The 22,581-nt window shown below is 72.1% G+C and carries 21 protein-coding genes, 1 tRNA gene and 1 riboswitch; of the genes, 13 read left to right on the forward strand and 9 right to left on the reverse strand.

Annotated features, from left to right (window positions below; genetic code table 11):
• Positions 1–30 precede the first annotated feature (30 nt).
• Positions 31–94: riboswitch (guanidine-III (ykkC-III) riboswitch) on the forward strand.
• A 12-nt stretch (positions 95–106) separates the two neighbouring features.
• Together ACFVR6_RS13860 and ACFVR6_RS13865 are read left to right on the forward strand one after the other, a co-directional pair.
• Complete coding sequence (locus ACFVR6_RS13860) at positions 107–427, forward strand: DMT family transporter (protein WP_386964010.1); 321 nt, start codon at positions 107–109, stop codon at positions 425–427.
• Between the two features lie 253 nt (positions 428–680).
• Positions 681–753: transfer RNA gene (locus ACFVR6_RS13865), tRNA-Arg, on the forward strand.
• Between the two features lie 130 nt (positions 754–883).
• Here the strand turns inward: ACFVR6_RS13865 and ACFVR6_RS13870 are convergent.
• Positions 884–1,345 (reverse strand): hypothetical protein, encoded by a 462-nt coding sequence (locus ACFVR6_RS13870; RefSeq protein WP_386964012.1) that lies wholly within the window; start codon positions 1,343–1,345, stop codon positions 884–886.
• A 344-nt stretch (positions 1,346–1,689) separates the two neighbouring features.
• Here ACFVR6_RS13870 and ACFVR6_RS13875 point away from each other — a divergent pair, with 344 nt between their 5' ends.
• Together ACFVR6_RS13875 and ACFVR6_RS13880 are read left to right on the forward strand one after the other, a co-directional pair.
• Positions 1,690–2,112 carry a DUF6325 family protein gene (locus tag ACFVR6_RS13875; RefSeq protein ID WP_386964014.1) on the forward strand — a complete coding sequence of 141 codons (423 nt, stop codon included), beginning with the start codon at positions 1,690–1,692 and terminating at the stop codon, positions 2,110–2,112.
• A gap of 12 nt (positions 2,113–2,124) precedes the next feature.
• Positions 2,125–2,472, forward strand: coding sequence for an SHOCT domain-containing protein (locus ACFVR6_RS13880; RefSeq protein WP_386964016.1), 348 nt, complete (start codon positions 2,125–2,127; stop codon positions 2,470–2,472).
• A gap of 116 nt (positions 2,473–2,588) precedes the next feature.
• Here the strand turns inward: ACFVR6_RS13880 and ACFVR6_RS13885 are convergent, their stop codons facing one another.
• The 4 genes from ACFVR6_RS13885 to ACFVR6_RS13900 form a co-directional block, all read right to left on the reverse strand.
• The gene (locus ACFVR6_RS13885; RefSeq protein ID WP_386964018.1) at positions 2,589–3,023 is read right to left on the reverse strand and encodes a DUF7144 family membrane protein; all 435 of its coding nucleotides are present in this window, start codon (positions 3,021–3,023) and stop codon (positions 2,589–2,591) included.
• A 53-nt stretch (positions 3,024–3,076) separates the two neighbouring features.
• Entirely contained in the window at positions 3,077–4,471 is a 1,395-nt protein-coding gene (locus ACFVR6_RS13890; RefSeq protein WP_386964020.1) for a hypothetical protein, read from the reverse strand.
• Positions 4,472–4,552: 81 nt separating this feature from the next.
• Entirely contained in the window at positions 4,553–5,704 is a 1,152-nt protein-coding gene (locus ACFVR6_RS13895; protein ID WP_386964022.1) for an AI-2E family transporter, read from the reverse strand.
• Between the two features lie 34 nt (positions 5,705–5,738).
• Positions 5,739–8,324, reverse strand: coding sequence for a helix-turn-helix transcriptional regulator (locus ACFVR6_RS13900; protein WP_386964024.1), 2,586 nt, complete (start codon positions 8,322–8,324; stop codon positions 5,739–5,741).
• A gap of 130 nt (positions 8,325–8,454) precedes the next feature.
• Here ACFVR6_RS13900 and ACFVR6_RS13905 point away from each other — a divergent pair, with 130 nt between their 5' ends.
• Positions 8,455–8,664, forward strand: coding sequence for a hypothetical protein (locus tag ACFVR6_RS13905; RefSeq protein ID WP_386964026.1), 210 nt, complete (start codon positions 8,455–8,457; stop codon positions 8,662–8,664).
• Between the two features lie 47 nt (positions 8,665–8,711).
• Positions 8,712–11,693 (forward strand): hypothetical protein, encoded by a 2,982-nt coding sequence (locus ACFVR6_RS13910; protein WP_386964028.1) that lies wholly within the window; start codon positions 8,712–8,714, stop codon positions 11,691–11,693.
• Between the two features lie 21 nt (positions 11,694–11,714).
• Here ACFVR6_RS13910 and ACFVR6_RS13915 read toward each other — a convergent pair whose 3' ends face one another.
• The 4 genes from ACFVR6_RS13915 to ACFVR6_RS13930 all read right to left on the reverse strand — a co-directional run bounded on the left by ACFVR6_RS13915 (position 11,715) and on the right by ACFVR6_RS13930 (position 14,098).
• Entirely contained in the window at positions 11,715–11,873 is a 159-nt protein-coding gene (locus tag ACFVR6_RS13915; RefSeq protein ID WP_386964030.1) for a hypothetical protein, read from the reverse strand.
• A gap of 72 nt (positions 11,874–11,945) precedes the next feature.
• A complete protein-coding gene (locus tag ACFVR6_RS13920) occupies positions 11,946–12,371 on the reverse strand; it encodes a glucose-6-phosphate dehydrogenase (RefSeq protein ID WP_386964032.1) in 426 nt (141 codons plus the stop codon).
• A gap of 40 nt (positions 12,372–12,411) precedes the next feature.
• Positions 12,412–13,215, reverse strand: a complete 804-nt coding sequence (locus ACFVR6_RS13925) for an SDR family oxidoreductase (RefSeq protein ID WP_386964034.1) — start codon at positions 13,213–13,215, stop codon at positions 12,412–12,414.
• 79 nt (positions 13,216–13,294) lie between these two features.
• On the reverse strand, positions 13,295–14,098 hold the full coding sequence (locus ACFVR6_RS13930; RefSeq protein ID WP_386964036.1) for an SGNH/GDSL hydrolase family protein: 804 nt from the start codon (positions 14,096–14,098) through the stop codon (positions 13,295–13,297).
• Between the two features lie 102 nt (positions 14,099–14,200).
• Here ACFVR6_RS13930 and ACFVR6_RS13935 point away from each other — a divergent pair, with 102 nt between their 5' ends.
• The 7 genes from ACFVR6_RS13935 to thrB all read left to right on the forward strand — a co-directional run bounded on the left by ACFVR6_RS13935 (position 14,201) and on the right by thrB (position 22,539).
• A complete protein-coding gene (locus ACFVR6_RS13935; protein ID WP_386964038.1) occupies positions 14,201–15,037 on the forward strand; it encodes a transglutaminase-like domain-containing protein in 837 nt (278 codons plus the stop codon).
• Positions 15,038–15,075: 38 nt separating this feature from the next.
• The gene (locus ACFVR6_RS13940; RefSeq protein ID WP_386964040.1) at positions 15,076–16,740 is read left to right on the forward strand and encodes an arginine--tRNA ligase; all 1,665 of its coding nucleotides are present in this window, start codon (positions 15,076–15,078) and stop codon (positions 16,738–16,740) included.
• A gap of 1 nt (position 16,741) precedes the next feature.
• Positions 16,742–17,578 carry an LmeA family phospholipid-binding protein gene (locus ACFVR6_RS13945; protein ID WP_386964042.1) on the forward strand — a complete coding sequence of 279 codons (837 nt, stop codon included), beginning with the start codon at positions 16,742–16,744 and terminating at the stop codon, positions 17,576–17,578.
• A gap of 150 nt (positions 17,579–17,728) precedes the next feature.
• Positions 17,729–19,141, forward strand: a complete 1,413-nt coding sequence (lysA, locus tag ACFVR6_RS13950) for a diaminopimelate decarboxylase (RefSeq protein WP_386964044.1) — start codon at positions 17,729–17,731, stop codon at positions 19,139–19,141.
• The gene (locus tag ACFVR6_RS13955) at positions 19,138–20,487 is read left to right on the forward strand and encodes a homoserine dehydrogenase (RefSeq protein ID WP_386964046.1); all 1,350 of its coding nucleotides are present in this window, start codon (positions 19,138–19,140) and stop codon (positions 20,485–20,487) included. Before lysA ends, ACFVR6_RS13955 begins: the two co-directional genes overlap by 4 nt.
• 1 nt (position 20,488) lies before the next feature.
• On the forward strand, positions 20,489–21,574 hold the full coding sequence (gene thrC, locus ACFVR6_RS13960) for a threonine synthase (protein WP_386964047.1): 1,086 nt from the start codon (positions 20,489–20,491) through the stop codon (positions 21,572–21,574).
• Positions 21,571–22,539, forward strand: a complete 969-nt coding sequence (gene thrB, locus ACFVR6_RS13965) for a homoserine kinase (RefSeq protein ID WP_386964049.1) — start codon at positions 21,571–21,573, stop codon at positions 22,537–22,539. The genes thrC and thrB overlap by 4 nt, the downstream gene beginning before the upstream one ends.
• Positions 22,540–22,581: the final 42 nt, after the last annotated feature.

Genomic DNA, 22,581 nt, shown 5'->3' on the forward strand with positions numbered 1-22,581 from the left:
CGGTGCCCAGCGGGTCGCGCTAGCATCGACGACGGATCCCGACCGGATCCCCGGACGAGGGTTCAGTACCCGGTGAGCGACAAGACTGGCCGTGGAGGGCTGTGTCATGGCGTGGATCGTTCTCATCGTGTCGGGAGTGCTGGAGGCCGTCTGGGCGACCGCACTCGGCAAATCGGCGGGCTTCACGAAGCTCTGGCCGTCGGTCGTGTTCGGGGTCGCGCTGGTGATGAGCATGGGCGGGCTCGCCTGGGCGATGCGCGACATCTCCACCGGCACCGCCTATGCCGTGTGGGTCGGCATCGGGGCATCCCTCACCGTCGTCTACGCGATGGTCACCGGTGACGAGGACTTCTCGATCGTGAAGTTCCTGCTCATCCTGGGGCTCGTGGGCTGCATCGTCGGGCTCAAGCTCGTCAGCACCGAGTAGGCAGCGGATGCCGCATCCTTCACCTTCCACGAGAGGGTGAGGCGAGTTGGCCGCGAAACCTTGATCCCGCGGGGGATCGGAGTAGTTTCTGGGTAGCGAGAAGAAAACGGAAACGTGGAAACCGAGAGGTGACCGGATACGGAAACCGACACACGCAATGATCGCCCCGGAGCTTCGGCTCCGGGGCGATCTGCGTGGTGCCGGTGCCCGCGGCTCGGAGGGGCCCTTCGGCGGTGATAGTCTCGATCGGTACGCCTCCGTAGCTCAGTGGATAGAGCGCCGGTTTCCGGTACCGTAGGTCGCAGGTTCGACTCCTGTCGGGGGCACATTTCAGCGCGGGACACCCTCCCGCCATCCGTGAGACGAATGCCGGTGGACGAGACGGTGGGTATCACCCACGGTCTCGGCGCCCCGGATTCGTCTCACGGCGTGCGGGGTGGGGCGCGGCGGCGCGCGTCAGTGCAGGGAGCTCTTCAGCACGATCATCGCGAGGCCGAAGGCGGCGGTGATGAACGAGCCGACCAGGCTCCTGGCCACGCTGGAGCCGCGGCTGCGGAAGGACACGAACCCGATCACGGCCAGCACCGCGACGCCCACCCACAGTGCCGCCCACATCGCTGCGAGATCGGGGACGACGCGGGTGACGCCCAGCAGCAGCACCAACGCCGGCAGCAGGGCGCCCAACAGCAGCCCTGACGAGCGCACGAGCGCGAGGTGCATCGCGGTTCGCAGGCCCACCGCCTGACCGTTATGGGTGCCGTGATGGGCGACGGTGCCGGCGTAGATGTGCGCGGCCCAGAACACCAGCACGGTGGTCACGACGGTCGCGAACACCTCCCAGGCTCCGAACGACTGCGTGCCGGCGACGACGATCATGCCCGACACGAGGATGACGCCGTACACGCCCTCCTCGGTCACTAGGTGGGACGGCTCGGGCGGGCCACCGGTGTGAGGCTCCGATGCCTTCCGGATGCCGTGGTCCTCGTCGTCGCCCACAGGTCCCCCTTCGCTCGGGTGCTTCCCTCTCCGAAGCTACGGAGCGCGCCCGGCCGCGTCCAGCGTTTCCTCCGTCCGCCCGCCGCCGCCGCTCAGCACTCGGACACCGAATGATCCCGGCTCCGGATGCCGCACCTCGGCCGACACGGGCAAATCACCCGCCTCGGATGACGTCGGGCGCGCCGCGCGCCGCGACCCTCGGAGCATCACCGCGTGGCGCCCCACACCGCGACCGCGTGCGGACTGCGACACTTCGGGAGGCATGCATGACCACGTTCCGCTACGGGCCGGTCGAGTTCTACGCGATCGGCTTCGAGGGCGACAGGCCCGGCCCCGGCGTGCTGGAGGCCATCGATGATCTGGTGGAGTCGGGGACGGTGAATCTGCTCGATCTGGTCTTCGCGTCGCGCTCGCTGTCGGGGGAGCTGACGGTGCTGGAGATCGAAGACACCGACGACGACGCGACCACCGGCAGCGCGCTGGCCCTCCCGGGGCTCGCCGGCGAGGAGGACATCGAAACACTCGCCGCCAGCGTCCCGCCCGGAGCGTCCGCGGCGATCCTCGTGATCGAGCTGCTGTGGGCGAAGGCCTTCGCTGCGGCGCTGTACGACGCGGGCGGATTCGTCGCCGGCCGGTACGGCGTCCCGGCGCCGCTGGTGAACGCGTATCTGTCAGAGCACGTGGGCTAGAGGGGAGCGATCATGCTGGGTAGACGAGGACGGCCGGGACTCATCGGTCTGGCGGCGCGCACCGCGGTCGTCGCAGGAACCGCCACCGCGGTCTCCGGCGGCATCGCATCGCGTCGGCAGCGCAACGAGCAGGAGGCGGCCGAGGCGCAGGCATGGCAGGCGCAGCAACAGCAGCAGGCGATGGATGCCGCGGCCGCCCAGGCCGTCGCCAACGCCGCCCCCGCCACGCAGCCGACGCCCGCGCCGGCTTCCGGGGGTGGCGATCTGATGGGTCAGCTGACGCAGCTGGCGGCTCTGCACGACCAGGGCGTGCTGTCGGACGAGGAGTTCGCTGCGGGGAAGGCGAAGCTCCTCGGCTGAGCCCCGGGAAAGCGGGGGAACGGGTAGGGCTTCACCGTTCCCCCGCTTCTCGGCGCGCAAACCGCGGGAGCCCGCGTGGGTCACGCGCGCTCCCGCGATGCACTCTGATCGTCGGCTCAGCGCTCGTGCGAGAGCTCCCGGCCGTGCACGGTGAGCGCGTAGATGACGAGGATGTCGACGGCCAGGATGATGAGCGACCACCACGGCTGCACCGGCAGCAGGGTCAGCTGGCCGAGCGCGTTGAGGCCGACCAGAATGATCGCCACGACCCGCGCCCACGTCGCGCCGGCGAGGAGCGAGAATCCCACGACGAGCAGGCTCGCCCCGGAGATCAGGTGCCACCACCCCCACCCGGCCACGTCGAACAGGAACAGGTCGCCGGTGGCGGCGACGAAGTAGGCGCTGTTCGGGCCGATGACGGCGACGAGGCCGTAGGCCAGGTCGAAGATTCCGGCGAGGATGAGCATGGTCGCGGCGAAGATGGCCCACCCCGTCCAGCCGGTGGTGGTCGTGCCTCTGGCCTCGCCCCTGCTGGCGGCTGTCGCGGTCATGTCGTCCTCGTCTCCCTGGGTGTCGCACCGTCAGGTCTCTGACGGCTCCGACGCTATGAAGCGACGAAGACCTCGGCCTCACCCTCGGCGGATGATTCCGCGGCATCGCCGTCGGGGGCGGCATCCGCCACCACCGGCGGCGTGCGCAGCAGCTCGCAGATCCACCACGCCACGAGTCCCACCGCGAGCACCCCGGCGATCTCGCCGACCCCGAGCGGGCGCAGGAGCCACAGCCACACGATCCCCAGTGCGCAGATGACCGCGCGCACGAGCACGCGGTAGCGCTGCATCCATCGTCCGAAACCACCGGTGTCGAACCCGCGGGACGTGAGCGAGGAGCGTATCGCGTCATTGGCCGACCGGCACCCGCGTCGCAACGCCACCGCTGACCGCCATCGGCTCTGCGACCACGCGAGCACCGCGAGGACGATCCCCAGCACCATGCCGACCACGGCGGTCTGGCGCATGTTCTCGACCACCTGCGTGTAGATGGCCGTCATCGCGGTGCCCGGCAGCTGCAGATCGGCCGCGACGACGCCGAGCACGAGCGGGCCCACCGCGATCAGCGTCGCGAGCGTCGCGCTCCCCACGATCAGACCCACCCCGACCCCCAGCAGCGCGGTCGTCCGCCGCCTCGCGATGAGGATGCCGGCGACGAACAGCGCAAGGGTGACGATCGGCAGCCACACGCCCGCCGCCACCGCCGCGGGGTAGGCGACCCGCAGCGTCGCCACCTGGTCCACCTGCCCGACCACGATCGTCCGGTTCACCTCGGGGATCCCCGCAGCCAGCCCCACCCCCCGATCGACCAGGCGCGTCTTGACCTCCGCGATGATGGGCCCGAGTTCGATGCCGATCACGCCGGTGTCGTCGATGCTCACGGCGCCGTCGCGGCTGCCCTCGGCCACGGCGACCATCGCGCGGTGGCTCGCGCCCAGCGCCCGCTCCCAGATGTCGGCGAACGCGTCGGATTCGACGAGCCGGGTGACGGTCTGGTCGATGAGGCTCTGCGCGCCCTGTGCGGCCGGGGCGCGCAGCAGTTCCAGAGCGGTGGCCGCGCGCGGCGGGAGTCCGAGCTCCGCGATGCCGTCGAAGAGGTCGTCGGTGACCTGCTCGAGGTTCAGCTGCTCCTCGATCGCCGCAGTCGTGCGGTCGATGAGCACCGCCTGCACGGCGGGATCCTCGATGATCGGCCCCATCGTGGCGACGAAGCGGTCGGTGTCGACCAGTTCGACGCGCGCCCACGCGGCCACGATCGAGACGGGCACGAGGATCGTGGCGACGATGATGCACAGCGCCGACACGATCGGCCGCCAGCGGCGACCCGGATGCCGGGGGGCGCGGTCGGCGGGGGCGCCTGCCGCCGTGGCGGCCAGGCGCGCGTTCTCCGCCTCGAGGGCCTCCACCCGCGCCTGCAGTGCCGCGGCGGTGTCCACATCAGCAGGCATCGGCGTCTCCCTCTCCTCGCCGCCGACCCTACAAGCAGCACGGGACCGGCTGTCATCCGCTCCGGGTGATTCCGCTCCCGCTCACGCCTTGAGGTTCTGCGCCGGTACGACGACCTCCCGGAGGATCAGCAGGATGGATGCCATCACGGGCAGGGCCACGAGCACCCCCAGCACGCCCATGAGGGTGCCGCCGATCATCGCGGCGATGAGCACGAGCGCCGCGGGGATGGAGATCGCCCGGTTGAGCACGCGGGGTGTGATGACGTACGCCTCCAGTTGCACGTAGACGAGGTAGCAGATGCCGAAGATGAGCGCCTGGGTGGCATCCGACAGCAGTGCGACGAGGGTGCCGATGACGAGGAACACCACCGACCCGAAGATCGGCACGAGCGTGATGACGAACGCGATCATCGCCATGAGGGCCGGGTAGGGCAGCCCGATGATCAGATGCAGCAGCAGCACGACGCAGGCGTTCAGCGCCGACAGCGTCACCGCGCCGAGCAGCGAACTGCCCACCGACGCCGTGACGCGTTCGGTGAGCTCGGTGAGCTTGGGGCGGTTGCGGGCGGGGGCGAGGGCGTACAGCGCGTGCTTCATGCTGCTGAGCGCGGCGAGGAAGTACAGGGTCAGCGCGACCACGACGAAGCCCGCCGACACGGCGCTGACGACCCCCACCCCGGCGGCGAGCACGCCGCCGCCGATGAGGGCGAGGGTCTCGGGCTCGGTGAGGGCGGCGGCCACCTCGTCGATCATCGTCGCCGCGGCCGCCTGGAAATCGGTGGGAAGTGCGATGAACCAGTCGGCCTGCTGCATGTCGGCGACCGCCTGCGGCAGCGCGCGCACGAACTGGCCGACCTGGGCGAGGGCGGACGGCAGCACGAACACCCACACCGCGATGACCAGCAGCACGAAGACGCCGAACACGATCGTCATCCCCGCCCCGCGGGAGAGCCCGCGCTGCTCGAGCAGGCGCACGATCGGATCCAGCCCCAGCGCGACGAACAGCGCCAGCACGATGGAGGCGATGATCGTGGTGATGGAGCCGATCGCCGAGCCGAGGACGAGTCCGCCCAGCACCCCGAGCGTCGCGATGAACGCCACCGACAGGGGGCGTTCCAGCAACGCCGAGACGGCGCGACGCGGGCGGCGACCGGCCGATGCCGGGACGCCCTCGACCGCGGGCAACGCCGCGTCCGGCGCCGCGCCGTCGTCGTCGTCGGGGAAAGGAGTCATGCTCGCACCGTAGGCAGCACGCCTGGCCCGAGAGTCACCCGCTGTGGGCGATATCCGCGGCGTCCAGGAGCCCGAGCTCCCGGGCCCGCACGATCGCGGCATCCCGCCCCGCCGCGTCGAGCTTGCGGTAGATGTGGGCGATGTGGGTCTTCACCGTGTTGACCGAGACGAAGCAGAGGGCGGCGAGTTCCGCGTTGGTCAGCCGGCTCGGCAGGTACGTCAGCAGGTCGAGCTCGCGCGGCGTCAGCGGCTCGAGCAGTCCGTCGTGCGCCCCGCGCCGGGTGGCGCGGGCCGCTGCGAGCACGGTGGCGCGGAAGCCGCGCGGCACCCCCGGGAGGGCCTCGATGAGATCGACCACCGCAGCACCCGCCCGGATGAACGGGTGGATCAGCGCTTCGCCGGCGGCGGCGTCGATCGCGCGCTCGAGGTGCTCCCGGGCACTCGCCGCCCGCCCCTGGCGCGCTTCGAGCCAGGCCGTCAGCAGGCTCACTTCGACGGTCGTCGTGGGGGAGTCGCCGTCGGGGAGGACGGCCGCCTCGAGGCGGGCACGCGCGCCGGGCGCGTCGCCCTCCGTGAGGAGCCCCGCGATGTCCTCGAAGAGGCCACCGGACCACCGCACCCCGCGGGCCGGGCGGGTGGGGTGCCCCGCCTCCCGCGCCGCCCGACGTGTCAGCGCGATGATCGCGTCCTCCACGAGCGGCGGCGCGACGCCTGACGGTGCGGCGATGACCGAGTCCACGCTCTGCGGGTCGACCAGGCGCGACAGCGCATGCGCGACCCACATCAGCTGCACGCGCCGATTGGCCGCCGCGCGCAGGTGGCCCTCGTGCAGCGCCACCGCTCCGGCCTCCGGCTCGCCGCGCTGGATGGCCACGAGCGCCCGCGCGAGGTAGGCATCGGCCGCACACGGATGCAGCAGCAGGGTGAGTTCTCTGGCCAGTTCGAGCCCTTCGTCGGCCAGGGCGGTCGCCGATCGCAGTCGTCCCGACCACGCCCGGCACAGGGCGAGGCTGCCGAGGGCGTGCACGCGGTACGCGCCGTAGTGCGCGCCCTCAAGATCGAGTGCCTCGCCGAGCGACCGGTCGGCGCCGACGAGGTCGCCCTGCAGGAACAGCGCACGTCCGATCGAGATCGCCGCCACCGCCTGCAGCAGCGGCAGCGAGGTGAGGTGCAACAGATCCGGCATGACCGCGTCGGGGGAGCGGGCGGCCTCGGCGACGAACCGCCGCCCCTCGTCGAGATACACCTCGGGGTGCGGTCGGAACTGCACCCCGGCCGAGAGGAACGCCCGGATCGTCAGCACCAGTCCCGGGGGGAGGTCGGGGGAGTCGAGCGCAGTGCGCAGCACGTCTTCGCCGAGCGCCGCCCGGCCCGACATCCCCTCGAGGATGCCGTACAGCACGCTCGCCTCGGGACGCTGCGTGCGGATCCCGTCGGGCACGAGCGAGAGCCACCGCGCCACGGCGGCGGTGGAGCCGCGCTCGTAGACGTCGCGGCCGCGCGCCTCGATGTGGTGCATCGCCTCCTCCCACCGCCGGGCGGCCAGCAGCGACTCGATGGCGGCGTCGGGCTCGCCGTGGTCGAGCTGCCACTGCGCGGCCCGTGCCAGCAGGCGCCCCTCCGCCTCGGCGTCGCCCTCCCGGAGCCGATAGCGCAGCAGATCACGGAACAGGGGATGGAAGCGGTAGCGGCCGGGGGTGCCGGGCGCCGGGGCGACGAACAGGGACTCGTCCTCCAGTGCGGCGAGGAATCCGGCCCCGTCGTCGACCCCCGCGACCGCCTCGACCAGCCCTGCCGACAGCTCCTCGAGCACGGACAGCTGGAGGAGGGCCCGCGCCCGCGCCGGCTCGAGGGCCTCCAGCACCTCCTCGCTGAGGTAGTCGATCGCCAGCCGGTCACTGCGTGCCAGCGCGTCGACGACCTCTTCCGGTCGGGTGCGGAACCTCAGGCTGAGCCCGGTGAGCTGCACGCCGGCCGCCCAGCCTTCGGTACGGGCGACCACGGCGGTGGCCATCGTGTCGTCCACCGGCACCCGGCCGAGCTGCTCGAGCACACGCGCCGCGGTGTCGGAGTCGAACGCGAGATCCGCCTGCCGCAGCTCGACGAGCCCATGCTCGAGGCGGTGGCGGCTCCAGCCGAGCTTCAGGTCCACGCGGGAGGAGAAGACGAAGTGCACGCCCGTGGGCAGCATGTCGACGAGGCGCCACAGATCGGTCACGAGCTCGGTGTTGTTCACCTGGTGCAGATCGTCGAAGATCACCACGAGCGGGCGCGCGATCTCGGTGAAGGCGGCGGCGAGGGCCTCCAGCAGCGCCGCGCCGAGGCCGCCGCCGGCATCGCCGAGCGGCGAATCCACCTCCGCCAACGCCGCATCCGCCCGCGCCAGCTCGCCGATCAACCGGCGGGCGAACAGCACGGCGTCGTCGTCGGCCGACGTCATGTCCAGCCACACCACCCCGGCGTCGACGATCGACGACGCCCACTGGGTCAGCAGCACGGTCTTCCCCGACCCCGCGGAGGCGACGACCAGCGTCAGCGGTGCGCTCGCCCCGGCATCCAGACGGGCCCACAGTTCCGGGCGTCCGACTGCGTGTGGCGGTACGACTCGTGGGATCGTCATCGATCGCGGCTTTCTGCCGGCCGGCGGTGCGGGCAGCAGAATCATCCCACAGAGGTGACGAGAGATCGAGATCCGTCGCCCACGATGACGCATACCGGGCGACGGCGCCGGCGGACGAGGAGGTCGTGGCATGCTCGCACGCACCGTCGAGATCGTCGTCCGCGGCAGGCTCGGTTCCCCCCTCGTGGCGGCGCTGGACGGCTACCGCATCGAACCGGTCGCGGATGGCACGACCAGGGTGACGGGCCCCGTGCTGGATCAGCCGATGCTGTTGGGCCTGCTCGAGATGTTCGACGACCTCAATATCGAGGTGGTCTCGGTCAATCGCGTGGCGTCGTAGCCCGCTGCCGCGGCACGGCCCGATGCGGTCGCTCATAAACTGAGCGGATGCCGCAGCCGACCGCCGTGACCGCACTGGCGGGCTGGCGGTTCGCGGGCTCTCTGCGTCACTATCAGGCCGACGTGCTGGAACGGGTCGACGTCGAGGCGGGCCCGGCGTTGCACATCGTCGCGCCGCCGGGGTCCGGGAAGACCCTGCTGGGCCTGCTGCTGGCGGTCCGTCGCGGGCGACGCACCGTCGTGCTGGCACCCACGACGACGATCCGGGCGCAGTGGGCGCGCGCGGCGAGCGGACTCGCCCCCGATGCCGCCGCCGTTTCGGAGCACCCCGACGCCCTCGCGGAGCTCACGGCCCTGACCTACCAGGTCCTCAGCGTGCTCGACGCGGGGAACCCCTTCGCCGGCATCGCGCGCCAGCGCTGGCAGCACGAGCTCGAGGCCGACGGGCGCTCGCCGGAGGCCGCAGCGCAGTGGCTGGACGACCTCGCCGAGCGCAACCCGAAGGCGTTTCGACGGGGGATCGCGAGCCGGTCGCGATCGGTGCGACGACAGCTCATGCGGGAGGACCCGGACGTGCTCGCCGCGGCGCTGCACCCGAACGCGCTCGCCCTCATCGACCGGCTCGTCGCTCACGGCGTCGAGACGATCGTGCTCGACGAGTGCCATCACCTTCTGGACCACTGGGCCCTGGTCGTGGCGACCCTCGTCGGCCGCTTGCGCGCGGCCGGCCGCGCCCCGCTGCTCATCGGCCTCACCGCGACCCTGCCCTCGCCCGACGACGCAGCGCAATACGACAACTACACCTCGCTGCTCGGCGACGTGGACTACGAGGTTCCCGTTCCCGCCGTCGTGCGCGAGGGCAATCTCGCGCCCTACCGCGACCTCGTCCGCTTCGCCGAGCCGACGGCGCAGGAACAGGCGTTCCTCGTCGCCCACGCCGAGGGGCTCGCGGTGCTGCTGCGCACGACCTTCGCCCGAGAGCACGGGCTGCGGTTCCTCGTCGACGTGCTGCAGCCGCCGTCGGCGGTCGAGGAGGTCGAAGCCGTGCCCGACGCCCTGCGGCCGCCTGCCGCCCGTGCCCGTCCGCGCGCCGGCGGCGATTCCGACGCGGGTGAGGCCGTCGACACCCTGCTGGCACGCGCCTTCCACGATGACTTCGCCGGCGCCGAGGCGGCGGCGGCCATGCTGGCCACGGTGGCGCCGCAGCATCCGCTCGTCTCCCGGCTGCCCGACCTCGCGCGCCGGCCGCCCACATCGGACGAGGCGCTGCGACTGCTCGCACGATTCGCGCTGGACCGGCTGCTGCCGGACCCCGGCGCTGCGAGCCAGGGGCAATGGCACCGTATCCGCCGCACTCTCGCCGACTTCGGCTTCAGCCTGGGAGACCGCGGGGTGCGCCGTACCCGGGACCCCGTGGACACCATGCTCGCCTCCTCGCTGGCCAAGGATCACGCCGCGTGCGACATCCTGCGCGCAGAGCGGGATGCCCTGGGCGACGCGCGGCTGCGGGCTCTCGTGGTCACCGATTTCGCAGAACACGGCAACCGGCACGGCGGCCTCGTGGGCAGCGCGGGGGCCCTGCGCACCTTCGCGACCCTGGTGACGGACGCGGCGACCAGGGGCCTGCGCCCGCTGCTGGTCACGGGCACGACGACGCGCATCGCGACGCGCGACGCCGCGGTGCTCGTACCCGCGCTGGTCGAGGCGCTCGGCGTCCCCGTGGCGGCCGTGCCGCTGCTGGATGCGGGGGAGGTGTCCGAGGTCCATGCTCCCGGCGTCGGCACCGCCGCTCTCGTGCGCGCGGCGTCGACTCTCCTCACCGACGCAGACGCGCACGTGGTCGTGGGCACGCGGGGACTGTTCGGCGAGGGATGGGACTGTCCGGCCGTCAACACCCTCATCGACCTGACGTCGGTGGCCAGCGCAGCGGCCACCCAGCAGCTGCGAGGCCGCACGCTGCGGCTCGACCCGGCGTGGCCGGGGAAGGTCGCGCACAACTGGACCGTGACGGCCCTGCTGCCGCCGTCGTTCCCCCTGCACGCGCAGCCGGACGCCGCGCGGCTGCGGCGCAAGCACGCCCGACTGTGGGGACTCGACGCCGACGCGTCGTCACGCATCGTGCGTGGCCTGCCGATCGCCATGCCTGCCGCCCAGCGCGCGGCGCTGGATGCGGTCGTGGCGAAGGATGCCGCGGCGACCGTGAACCTGGTGAACACCGCCGCCGTGGTGCCGGCGCGATCGGCGACGCGCGCGGCGTGGCGTGTGGGCGAGGACTATCTCGACCGCGAGGAGGTGTCTGCGCTCGTTCCACGGCGGGCTGAGTCGCCCGTGTTCCGCACGAGTGTTCCGGCGGCACGGGAGCTGGGCGGCGCCCTCGCGGCGATCACGGCGACGACCGTCGCCGGGGCGATGGGCTCGGTGGTCACCGGGCTCACCGTGGCGTCCCCAGGAGCAGGCGTGATCGCTGCAGCCGCAGCGCTGGCCGTGGGGGTCTGGTACGCCGTTCCGGTGGGCGCCGCCTGGCGCCGGGTCCGCGCGCAGTCGGCGCATCCCATCGACACGCACCGCCGCATCGCCGCGCTGGTGTGGCAGGCCCTCCGCCATGCGCGGCGGGTGGCCGACATCGAGGGCGACTTCGACATCGACGAGCAGCCCGAGCAGGGTGCGGTGACCCTCGAGATCAGGCTGCCCGCCGCATCGCCGGCCGATCAGCGCACGTTCGCCGCCGCGATGTCCGAGATGCTCGGACCGGTGCGCACCCCTCGGTTCCTGCTCGAGACCGGCCGGGGTGGCGCGGCCGCTGTCGGCTGGGCGCTGAGGCGGGCACCTGACGGGCATCTTCTCGCCGTGCCGTCGCAGATCGGTCGGCGTCGGGAGGACGCCGAGGCGTTCGCGAGGGAATGGGAGCGCGCGATCGGTCCGTGCGTGCTGCACGCGATGGACCATCCGGGCCGCCTCGCGCTGCTGGCCCGTGCCCGCCGCGGACGAGAGCCGCTGCCCTCGCCGAGCAGCCGCGAACGCTGGCGATAGCGGACGGCCCGGGCCGCCGGGTCACGTCTGCCGACGGATGAACCGCATGAGCCACGCGATGATCGCGATGACGATGAGGAAGACGCCCACCCACAGCAGGAACTTCACGGCCTCCACGAACAGGCCGAGCATCAGCAGCACGATTCCGACGATGAGGAGGATCACAGCAAATCCGGTCATCGGTCGATTGTTGCCCGACCTCGCCGATGCCGGAGCCCTATTGACAGCGGGTGCTCGCGGCAATACGGGTTTCTACGCGAGGGAGGTGCCGCACATGCCGCACAGCCCCAGCGCCGACACCTCGACGAAGCAGTTCGGGCACATCGCCCGGGGAGCCTCGTCCACCGACGAGACGCGCCGCACCGCGGGGGTGCGCTCGGCCCGGGCGGCGGGGGGCCGCACCGCGCGGGAGGCGCGGGCCTTGCGTGCAGGTGCCTCGACAGGTGCCGGAGGCTGCTCGATCTCGGGCAGGTGCTCTGCGCAGTAGAACCGCACGAAGCCACCGTGGTGCTTCGGGTGCCGGTGCTTGACCGCCCACAGCTCGGTGCGCTCACGCGGCTCGGTGTCGGTGCCGCAGGTCACGCAGTGCGCCGGGTCACCGGGGACGACGTCGGCGACCACGACCGGGTTCTCGAAGGGGACGGCATCCCGCCAATCCGCTGAAGCGACGATTCTCATGCTCGGTGTCTTCCCACCTCTTGAGACTACGCGCCTCGCGTCACCCCTGACGCCACCGGTCGCTGTCGAGGTGGGAGCCGGCCTGCGGTCCCATCTGCAGCATGCCGCCGTCGACGGGCCAGCTCGCGCCGGTCACATAGGATGCCGCCGGCGACGCGAGGAAGGCCACGACCGCCGCGATCTCCTCGGGGCGTCCCGGGCGACCGAGCGGGATGCCGGGGCGGTGGGTGCGGGCGGCGTCCTCGGCGTCCATGTCGTTCATCGGTGTGGCGATCTCGCCCGGCGCGACGGCGTTCACGGTGATCTGCCGGTCGCCGAGCTCCTGCGCCATCGTCTTCACGAGACCGCCGAGGCCGTGCTTGGCGGCGACGTAGGCCGCCGACCCCACCCGGGGCTGACTCTCGTGCACGCTCGTGATGGCGATGATGCGCCCGCCGCGGCCGGCGGTGGCCATGCGTCGTGCGGCCCACTGCATCCCGACGAAGGCGCCGTCCAGGTTGAGGGCGACCGTCGACCGCCACTCGTCCAGCGACAGGTCGAGCACGGGGATGCCGCCCCCGCCGCCGGCGTTGTTGACGAACACATCGACACCGCCGAGTTCCGCCGCGAGCCCCTCCAGCACGTCGGCCGCGCCGTGCAGATCGGTGGCGTCGAACCGCGCGACGACGGCGCGGGCACCGCGGGCGCGCACCGCCTCGGCGGTCTGCTGGGCGCCCTGTTCGTCGGAGTGCCACGTGATGCCGACATCGAGCCCCGCCTCGGCGAGGGCGACGGCGGTCGCGGCGCCGATACCGGAGTCGGAAGCGGTGACGATGGCGTGGGCAGGGGAGAAGTTCGCGTCCATGCGGCGACCCTAGGACGCGCCGCGTGCGGGTGCACCGGGGTTTACAGCGGCGCGTCCGCTGGGTTAGTGAGCCGTGACCTCAGGGGACGAGCGGGGCCACGGTCGGGGCCGCCGCGGCATCCGTCGTCACCGAGATGCCCGCGATCGCCTCGGCCAGCCGTGCGGCGAGGTAGGCGTGACCTGCCGTGGACGGGTGGTCGTTGCCCACGTCGGAGGTGTCGATGACGTCGGGATAGACCTCGGATGTGATCCACTCGTCGGCGACGGGGGACAGATACCACCAGCCGCGGCTGCCCGCGAGGTCGCGCAGGTCCGCGTCGATGCGGGCCGTGGCCGCCTCCACCGGCAGCACCTGCGGGGCGGGTCCCAGGATCACGATGCGCGCGGCCGGGTAGCGGGCGGCCAGGGCGTCCCAGGCGGCGGTCACCGCCGCGCGGTAGCCCTCGGCGGGGAGCCTGCGGTCGTTGATCGACCCCTGCACAATCACGAGATCGGGATCCATCGCCGGGTCGAGATCGGCGATGCGCTCGCCGAACGTGCCACCGTCCAGACCGGCCTTGAGGTAACCGCTGCCGCGGACCCCCGCGACCACGACGTCCCAGCCCAGCTGCTCACCCACGATGTACGCGTAGCCGTCGGTCGGATCGGTCGCCGCCGACCCGTACGTCCACGAGTCGCCGAACACGAGAACGCGGGGGGTGGCGGGCAGTGCCAGCGTCGCCGGTGCCACCGCGGCGGCCGCGCCCACGATGCCGGCCGCGGGCGCCGACGGCGTCTGCCAGGGGCGCCAGATCGCGAAGACGCAGATCGCGGCGACGGCGGCGGCGAGCACGACGAGGGGCCATGCCGGGCGTCGGCTTCGCGTGCGCGCGTGAAGGCTCACGGTTCGAGAGTAGATCACCGCGAGCGACACGCGGCGCATCGCGTCTGCGCACCTGTCCCGGGCTCGGCGCTGCGTGGTCGGACGGCGTGCGAGGATAGCTCGGTGCAGCGCAAAGTGACCGCCGAACTCGACCTGGAACTGGGCTCGTCGATCGACCTCATCCTCCAGATCACGGCGGCGCGCACCGCCCCCATCCGGCACGAGGAGCTGACCTTCCGCCAGGGCGATCGCCTGCTCGCCGCGACCGAGATCGTGGATGCCACGGGGAGCCGGCTGCACCGGCTGCAGGGGACACCCGGCGCGCTGCAGGTGCGCTACGAGGCTCTCGTCGATGCCGCGGCGCCCTCGACGCCGGCGAGCGAACTGGAGACCATCACCTACCTGCGGCCGAGCCGCTACTGCCAGTCCGACGAGGTGTTCGCCCAGGCGCGGCGGCAGTTCCGTGGGCTCTCGGGGCACGAGCTCATCGCCGCCGTCGACGACTTCGTCGCCACCAGCACCGCGTACACCCCCGGCTTCAGCCAGGGCACCGATTCAGCCGTCACGACCCTCGCCTCGGGCCAGGGCGTGTGCCGTGACTACGCGCACCTCGTGATCGCGCTGCTGCGGGCCATGGACGTGCCGGCCCGTTACACCGCGTGCTACGCGCCGGGCCTTCGCCCCATGGACTTCCACGCCGTGGCCGAGGCCTACCTCGACGGTGCGTGGTACGTCATCGACGCGACCCGACTGAGCAACCGGCGCTCACTCGTGCGCATCGCCTCCGGGCGGGACGCCGCCGACTGCGCCTTCCTCAGCTACTACGGCGGTCACGTCGGGCTCGAGCGCATGTACGTGGATGCCTGGACGGTGTCGGGCGGGGTCGTGGACACCGACCCCGCGACCGCGGCATCCGGCCTCGGCGACGAGGATCCGTCGCTCCTGCTGCAACTGGCCTGAGTGGCCGGGCTGGGCCCCGCCCGTAGACTTGACGGGTTATGGATCCTGAAGCCCTCTCCGCCGCGCTGCTGAATGTCGTCCGTCCGCTCGCCGAAGCGCGACGCGCCGGCTCGACCGAGGGACTCACCCCCGCCGACCTGCCGCTGGATCGCCCGCGCAACCGCGACCACGGCGACTGGGCCTCCAACGCCGCGATGAAGCTCGCCAAGGCCGTCGGCGCCAACCCGCGTGAGTTCGCCGCCGAGATCGCCGCGGCGCTCGGCGACGTTCCCGGAATCGCATCGGTCGAGGTCGCCGGCCCCGGATTCATCAACATCCGCCTGGATGCCGCGGCTGCCGGCGCCCTGGCCAAGACCGTCGTCGAGGCGGGTGCCGCCTTCGGCCGCAACGACAGCCAGGCCGGCAACACGATCAACCTCGAGTTCGTCAGCGCCAACCCCACCGGCCCGCTGCACATCGGCCACACCCGGTGGGCGGCCCTGGGCGATGCCATCGCCCGTCTGCTGCTGGCCAGCGGTGCGACCCTCGTGCGCGAGTTCTACATCAACGACGCCGGTGCGCAGATGGACCGCTTCGGGTACTCCGTGCTCGCCGCGATCGCGGGGGAGCCCACGCCCGAGGGCGGCTATGCCGGTGCCTACATCGACGAGCTCGCCCGCCGGGTGCACGCCGCCGTCCCCGGCATCCTGGACCTCCCCGAAGCCGAACGGCTCGTCACGGCGCGCGATCGCGCCTACGAGCTGCAGCTCGGCGAGATCCAGGCATCGCTCGCGCAGTTCAACGTGCACTTCGACGTCTTCTTCAGCGAGCGGGTGCTGCACGCCGGCTCCGACGGCCAGCCGAGCCTCGTCGAGGAAGCCGTGGACCGCCTCAGGGCGCAGGGTCACGTCTTCGACGAGGACGGCGCGGTGTGGGTGCGCACGACCGACTTCGGCGACGACAAGGACCGCGTCATCCGCCGCTCCAACGGCGAGTTCACCTACTTCGCCGCCGACGCCGCGTACTACCTGAACAAGAGCGACCGCGGGTTCCAGCACAAGATCTACCTGCTGGGCGCCGACCACCACGGCTACGTGCACCGCCTCAAGGCGCTCGCCGGTGCCGCCGGCGACGACCCCGACAAGGACATCGAGGTGCTGATCGGCCAGCTGGTGTCGATCAACGGCGCGCGGCTGTCCAAGCGTGCGGGCAACATCATCGAGCTCGACGACCTGCGCGAATGGCTCGGCACCGACGCGCTGCGCTACTCGCTGGCCCGCTACCCCGCCGACTCGCCGCTGACGCTGGACCCCGAGATCCTGCAGAAGCGCACCAACGACAACCCCGTCTTCTACGTGCAGTACGCCCACGCCCGCACGCACAACGTGGCGCGCAACGCCGCCGACTCCGGTGTCGACCGCTCCGCATTCGCCCCCGAGCTGCTCGTGCACGAGAGCGAGTCGGCGCTGCTGGGCGCGATGCAGGAGTTCCCCCGCACGGTGGCCTTCGCCGCCGAGGTGCGCGAGCCCCACCGGGTCGCGCGCTACCTCGAGGAGCTCGCGAGCCTCTACCACCGCTGGTACGACAACTGCCGCGTCATCCCGCTCGGCGACGAGCCGGTCACCGACCTGCACCGCACCCGCCTCTGGCTCAACGACGCCACCGGTCAGGTGCTGCGCAACGGCCTGGACCTGCTCGGTGTGAGCGCACCCGAACGGATGTGACATGAGCGGCGACACGCAGCCCACCCAGCCGTTGCCCGACCCGGCGGCGCAGTGGGTGCTGTCGCAGCCCGAGACGGCTCCGCGGCCGCGCCGGCGACTGTGGCCGTGGCTCATCGCGGCGATCATCGTGGTCGTGCTCGCCGTCGTCGCCTGGTTCGCCGCCGAAGCGATCGCGCGGGGCATCGTCACCCAGGTCGTGCGCGACAAGATCATCACGACCCTGCAGCTGCCCGCCGATCAGCAGATCGACGTCGACCTCGAGGGTGCGGTGATCCCGCAGCTCATCGGAGGCGCGCTCAGTGGCATCCGCATCGCGGCCGACGATGTCGAGCTCGACTCGTTCGCCGGTGACGTCGTCGTCGAAGCGCACGATGTGCCCGTCAATGGCGAGGGGCCGATCAGCGGCGGACGCGCCACCGTGACCCTCGACGAGGCGCAGCTGCAGCGGCTGATGTCGGCCGTGGAGGACTTCCCGGTCGAGTCCCTCGGCATCGAGGCCCCCGACATCACCGCGTCGGTGGAACTGAGCCTGTTCGGTGCGGCCGTGCCTGTCGGCCTGTCGCTGACGCCGAGCGCGGCCGAGGGGCAGCTCGTGCTCACCCCCGCCGCGATCCAGGTCGCCGGCTCCGACATCACCGCCGACGAACTGCGCCGCCAGTTCGGCATCCTCTCCAACGCGGTGCTGCGCGACTGGCCGGTCTGCATCGCCGAGCGCCTGCCCGCGGGCCTGGTGCTCACCGATGTCGCCGTGTCCGGCGATGAACTGCAGGCCGGGTTCGACATCGCCGATGACATCCTCATCGATCCGGCGCTGCGGGCGGACGGCACCTGCGCCTGACCCTTCGCGCCACCCCGCGACACACACACGACCGGCGTGTGGGCGGTGCCCTAGACTGCTGGAACGTCGGCGCGTGAGTGATCCGCCCGGTGCCCGGCCGCCGCTCCGTCAGGATCGGTTTCCCCGCAACCCCACCCGATTGGTCTGCTCGTGTCCGCCTCGCCCGCCCGCCCGCCCGTTCCCGACTGGCTCGTGAAGCCGGATGCCGCGAATGCGCTCGTCGAGGGTGTGTGGCCCTCATCGGCGACACGCGACGACGACGGCGTGCTGCAGCTGGCCGGCGTCCCCGTCACGCAGCTGAAGGAGCGCTTCGGCACGCCGCTGTACGTGCTGGATGAGACCGAGGTGCGCGCTCGGGCCCGCCGTACCCGCGCCGCGTTCGACCGCGCGGCCGCCGCGCACGGCACGACCGCTCAGATCTACTACGCCGGCAAGGCGTTCCTGTCGACCGAGGTCGTGCGCTGGGTCACCGAGGAAGGGCTCGCCGTCGACGTCGCCTCCGCCGGGGAGCTGGCCGTCGCCCTCGCCGGCGGTGCGGAGCCCGGCCGCATCGGCTTCCACGGCAACAACAAGAGCGCCGCAGAGATCGCCCGCGCGGTCGAGGTGGGGGTCGGGTCGATCATCATCGACAGCGACATCGAGATCACCCGCGTCGCCGAGGCCGCCGCCGCCCGCGGCGTCGTGCAGTCGGTGCGGGTGCGCGTCAACAGCGGCGTGCACGCCGAGACCCATGACTTCCTCGCCACCGCCCACGAAGACCAGAAGTTCGGCTTCCCGCTCGAGCGCGCCGCCGACGTGGTCGCGCGCATCCGCGAGCTGCCGAGCCTCGCCTTCGGCGGGCTGCACTGTCACATCGGCTCGCAGATCTTCGGCTCGTCGGGCTTCCGCGAGTCGGCCGCGCGCCTGGTGGCGGTGCACGCGCAGCTGCTCGCCGGCGGCGACGTGCCCGTCCTCAACCTCGGTGGCGGCTTCGGCATCGCCTACACGGCGGCCGACGACCCGACGCCGATCGAGGAGCTCGCCGACGGCATCGTCGGCGCGGTGGCATCCGAATGCGCTGCGCGCGGCATCCCGCTGCCGATCGTCGCGTTCGAGCCGGGGCGGGCGATCGTCGGCACCGCAGGGGTCACCCTGTACGAGGTCGGCACCGTCAAGCCGGTGCAGGCCACCGACGACCTCCAGCGGCTCTACGTGAGCGTCGACGGCGGCATGAGCGACAACGCCAGGCCCGCCCTCTACGGGGCTCACTACTCCGCCCGCGTGGTCTCCCGCACGAGCGGCGCCGAACCGCGTCTTTCGCGGGTCGTGGGCAAGCACTGCGAGTCGGGCGACATCGTCGTCGACGCCGAGTACCTGCCCGGCGACGTGGCTCCCGGCGATCTGCTGGCGGTGCCGGCGACGGGGGCGTACTGCTTCTCGCTCGCCAGCAACTACAACTACGTCCCCCGTCCGCCCGTCGTGGCGGTCGCCGACGGCTCTGCCCGCGTCATCGTGCGCGGCGAGACGATCGACGACCTGCTCGCGCGGGATTCGGGGGTCTCACCGACGGAGGGAACCGCATGACCGATTACCGCCGACTGCGCGTCGCGCTGCTGGGAGCGGGCGCGGTGGGGTCGCAGGTCGCGTCGCTGCTGCTCGAGCACGGCGACGAGCTCGCCGACCGCGCCGGTGCTGCGCTCGAGCTCGCGGGCATCGCGGTGCGCGACCTCGACGCGCCCCGCGACGTCGACCTGCCGCGGGAGCTGTTCACGACCGATCCCGAGACGCTCATCGTCGGCAGTGACATCGTCATCGAGCTCATCGGCGGCATCGAGCCCGCCCGCACGCACATCCTGCAGGCGATCAACTCCGGCGCCGACGTCGTGACCGCCAACAAGGCGCTGCTGGCCACCCACGGGTCCGAGATCTTCGACACCGCCGATCAGGTGGGCGCGTCGGTCTACTACGAGGCCGCCGTCGCCGGTGCCATCCCCATCATCCGGCCGCTGCGCGACTCGCTCGCCGGCGACCGCGTGAACCGCATCATGGGCATCGTCAACGGCACCACCAACTACATCCTCGACCGTATGGATGCCGAAGGCGCCGAGTTCGACGACGTGCTCGCCGAGGCGCAGGCGCTCGGTTACGCCGAGGCCGACCCGACCGCCGACGTCGAGGGCTACGACGCCGCGCAGAAGGCCGCGATCCTCGCGAGCCTCGCCTTCCACACGACCGTGCCGCTGGAGGCCGTGCACCGCGAGGGCATCCTCGGCATCGACAAGGCCATGATGGATGCCGCGCGGCACGCCGGCTACGTCATCAAGCTGCTCGCGGTCTGCGAGCGGCTGGCCGGCGAGACCGACGTGTCGCCCACGGGCGAGGCCATCTCGGTGCGCGTGTATCCGGCCCTCGTGCCGCGCAGCCACCCGCTGGCGAGCGTGCACGGCGCGAACAACGCCGTCTTCGTGCAGGCCGAGGCCGCCGGCGACCTCATGTTCTACGGCGCCGGCGCCGGCGGCATCCAGACCGCGTCGGCCGTGCTCGGCGACGTCGTCTCGGCTGCACGCCGTCACATCGCCGGCGGTGTCGGGGTGGGGGAGTCCACCCGGGCGAACCTCCCCGTCGTCGCGATCGGCCGGGTCACCACCCGCTACCAGATCACCCTCGAGGTCGACGACCTCCCCGGTGTGCTGGCGACCATCGCCGGCATCCTGAGCGACGGTCGCGTCTCGATCGCGACCGTCGAGCAGAACATCCTCACCGGGAGCGACACCGTCGCCTCCGGCGCAGAACCCGGGACCGGCGTCGCCCGTCTCGTCATCGGAACTCACACAGCGCGTGAGCAGGACCTGAGCGAGACGGTCGACCGTCTCGCCGCGAGCGGCGTCGTCGAGCGCGTCGTGTCCGTGCTGCGTGTGGAAGGAGACTGACATGGCTCACCTCTGGCGCGGAGTGCTCCGCGAATACGCCGACCGCCTCGGGGTCACCGACGCGTCGACGGTCGTCACCCTCGGCGAGGGCGGCACCCCGCTCATCCCCGCCCCTGCCCTCTCGCAGCGCACCGGCGCCGACGTGTGGGTCAAATACGAGGGCATGAACCCGACGGGCTCCTTCAAGGACCGCGGCATGACGGTCGCGCTCTCGCGTGCCGTCGAGCACGGGGCGAAGGCCGTGATCTGCGCCTCGACGGGCAACACGTCCGCCTCGGCCGCCGCCTACGCCGCGCACGCCGGCATCACCGCCGCCGTCCTCGTCCCCGAGGGCAAGATCGCGATGGGCAAGCTCAGCCAGGCCGTGGCGCACAACGGGCGCCTCATCCAGATCCGCGGCAACTTCGACGACTGCCTCGAGATCGCCCGGGAGCTTGCCGACCACTACCCGGTGCACCTGGTCAACTCCGTCAACCCCGACCGCATCGAGGGTCAGAAGACCGCCGCGTACGAGATCGTCTCGCAGCTGGGCGACGCGCCCGACTTCCACTTCATCCCCGTCGGCAACGCCGGCAACTACACCGCCTACTCCCGCGGCTACCGCGAGGAGGCCGCCCGCGGCGCCGCCACCCGGGTGCCGCGCATGTTCGGCTTCCAGGCCGAAGGATCCGCCCCGCTCGTGCGCGGCGAGGTCGTGCGCAACCCCGAGACCATCGCCAGCGCCATCCGCATCGGCAACCCCGCCTCGTGGGAGCTCGCACTCGAAGCCCGTGACGCCACCGACGGCTGGTTCGGCGCGATCGACGACAACCGCATCCTGGCTGCGCAGAAGCTGCTCGCCGCGACCGTGGGCGTCTTCGTCGAGCCGGCATCGGCCATCAGCGTGGCGGGGCTGCTCGACCGCGCCGAGGCAGGCGTCGTGCCCGCCGGCTCCCGCGTCGTGCTCACCGTCACCGGCCACGGCCTGAAGGACCCGCAGTGGGCGCTGCGCACCGCCGACGGCTCCGACGTGCAGCCGACGGTCGTCGACGCCGCCACGAGCGAAGTCGCCTCGGTGCTGGGGCTCGTCGCGGAGGCCACCGCGTGAGCACACCCGTCTCGGTGGGCGCGTCGGCCCCCGCTTCGGCGGAGCCGCGCACCGTCGCCGTGCGGGTGCCGGCCACCAGCGCCAACCTGGGGCCGGGGTTCGACACGCTGGGTCTCGCGCTCAGCGTGTACGACGAACTGACCGTCTCGGCGCTGCCGGAGGGTGAGTTCGACATCGAGGTGAGCGGGCAGGGCGCCGCCGACGTGCCCCGCGACGGCTCGCACCTCGTGGTGCGGGCGATGGCCTACGCCTACGAGGCGTGCGGGCGACGGATGCCAGGGGTGCGCCTGCGCGCCCACAACGTCATCCCCCACGGTCGCGGCATGGGCTCATCCGGCGCTGCCGTGGTCGCGGGCCTGCTCGCGGCGAAGGGCCTGCTCGCCGGCGACGTCGAGCTCGGACCCGACACCCTGCTGCGCCTGGCCACCGAGATGGAGGGGCACCCCGACAACGTCGCGCCCGCCCTGTTCGGCGGCCTCACGATCGCGTGGGTCGATGAGACGGGACCGCAGCACAAGAAGCTCATCGTGCACCGCGGTGTCGCCCCTCTGGTCCTCGTCCCCGAGTTCACGATGTCCACCTCGCTCGCGCGCAGCCTGCAGCCGCTGCAGGTGCCCCGCGAGGACGCCGTCTTCAACGTCTCCCGGTCGGCGCTGCTGATCGCCGCCCTCACCCAGAGCCCCGAGCTGCTGATGGCGGCGACCGAGGACAAGCTGCACCAGTCGTACCGGGCACAGGCCATGCCCGAGACCGACCGCCTCGTGCGGGCGCTGCGCGCCGAGGGCTTCGCGGCCGTCGTCTCCGGTGCCGGGCCCAGCGTGCTCGTGCTCGCGGACGGCCCGGGAGGCCGCCTCGTGGCGGCGGACATCGCCGCCGCGGCGACGGACACCCCGTGGGAACCGCTCATGCTCGCGGTCGATGTCAAGGGTGGTACAGTGAGGGACCATACGGAGGGTGCCACGTAAATCGTGAATCTGGCCTCCGTCGCAATTCTGCGAACCGCCGCA

It is taken from the genome of Microbacterium sp. NPDC058021 (assembly GCF_042885955.1).
In the GTDB taxonomy this organism is placed as follows: Bacteria; Actinomycetota; Actinomycetes; order Actinomycetales; family Microbacteriaceae; genus Microbacterium.

Excerpts from the sequence above, each read along its gene's own strand:
- ACFVR6_RS13875 (WP_386964014.1), top strand. The coding sequence starts at position 1,690 with ATGACCACGTTCCGCTACGGGCCGGTCGAGTTCTACGCGATCGGCTTC.
- ACFVR6_RS13910 (WP_386964028.1), top strand. The coding sequence starts at position 8,712 with ATGCCGCAGCCGACCGCCGTGACCGCACTGGCGGGCTGGCGGTTCGCG.
- ACFVR6_RS13940 (WP_386964040.1), top strand. The coding sequence starts at position 15,076 with ATGGATCCTGAAGCCCTCTCCGCCGCGCTGCTGAATGTCGTCCGTCCG.
- ACFVR6_RS13890 (WP_386964020.1), bottom strand. The coding sequence starts at position 4,471 with ATGCCTGCTGATGTGGACACCGCCGCGGCACTGCAGGCGCGGGTGGAG.
- thrC (WP_386964047.1), top strand. The coding sequence starts at position 20,489 with ATGGCTCACCTCTGGCGCGGAGTGCTCCGCGAATACGCCGACCGCCTC.
- ACFVR6_RS13955 (WP_386964046.1), top strand. The coding sequence starts at position 19,138 with ATGACCGATTACCGCCGACTGCGCGTCGCGCTGCTGGGAGCGGGCGCG.
- ACFVR6_RS13905 (WP_386964026.1), top strand. The coding sequence starts at position 8,455 with ATGCTCGCACGCACCGTCGAGATCGTCGTCCGCGGCAGGCTCGGTTCC.
- ACFVR6_RS13885 (WP_386964018.1), bottom strand. The coding sequence starts at position 3,023 with ATGACCGCGACAGCCGCCAGCAGGGGCGAGGCCAGAGGCACGACCACC.
- ACFVR6_RS13860 (WP_386964010.1), top strand. The coding sequence starts at position 107 with ATGGCGTGGATCGTTCTCATCGTGTCGGGAGTGCTGGAGGCCGTCTGG.
- ACFVR6_RS13895 (WP_386964022.1), bottom strand. The coding sequence starts at position 5,704 with ATGACTCCTTTCCCCGACGACGACGACGGCGCGGCGCCGGACGCGGCG.
- ACFVR6_RS13925 (WP_386964034.1), bottom strand. The coding sequence starts at position 13,215 with ATGGACGCGAACTTCTCCCCTGCCCACGCCATCGTCACCGCTTCCGAC.
- ACFVR6_RS13880 (WP_386964016.1), top strand. The coding sequence starts at position 2,125 with ATGCTGGGTAGACGAGGACGGCCGGGACTCATCGGTCTGGCGGCGCGC.
- ACFVR6_RS13900 (WP_386964024.1), bottom strand. The coding sequence starts at position 8,324 with ATGACGATCCCACGAGTCGTACCGCCACACGCAGTCGGACGCCCGGAA.
- ACFVR6_RS13920 (WP_386964032.1), bottom strand. The coding sequence starts at position 12,371 with ATGAGAATCGTCGCTTCAGCGGATTGGCGGGATGCCGTCCCCTTCGAG.
- ACFVR6_RS13945 (WP_386964042.1), top strand. The coding sequence starts at position 16,742 with ATGAGCGGCGACACGCAGCCCACCCAGCCGTTGCCCGACCCGGCGGCG.
- ACFVR6_RS13915 (WP_386964030.1), bottom strand. The coding sequence starts at position 11,873 with ATGACCGGATTTGCTGTGATCCTCCTCATCGTCGGAATCGTGCTGCTG.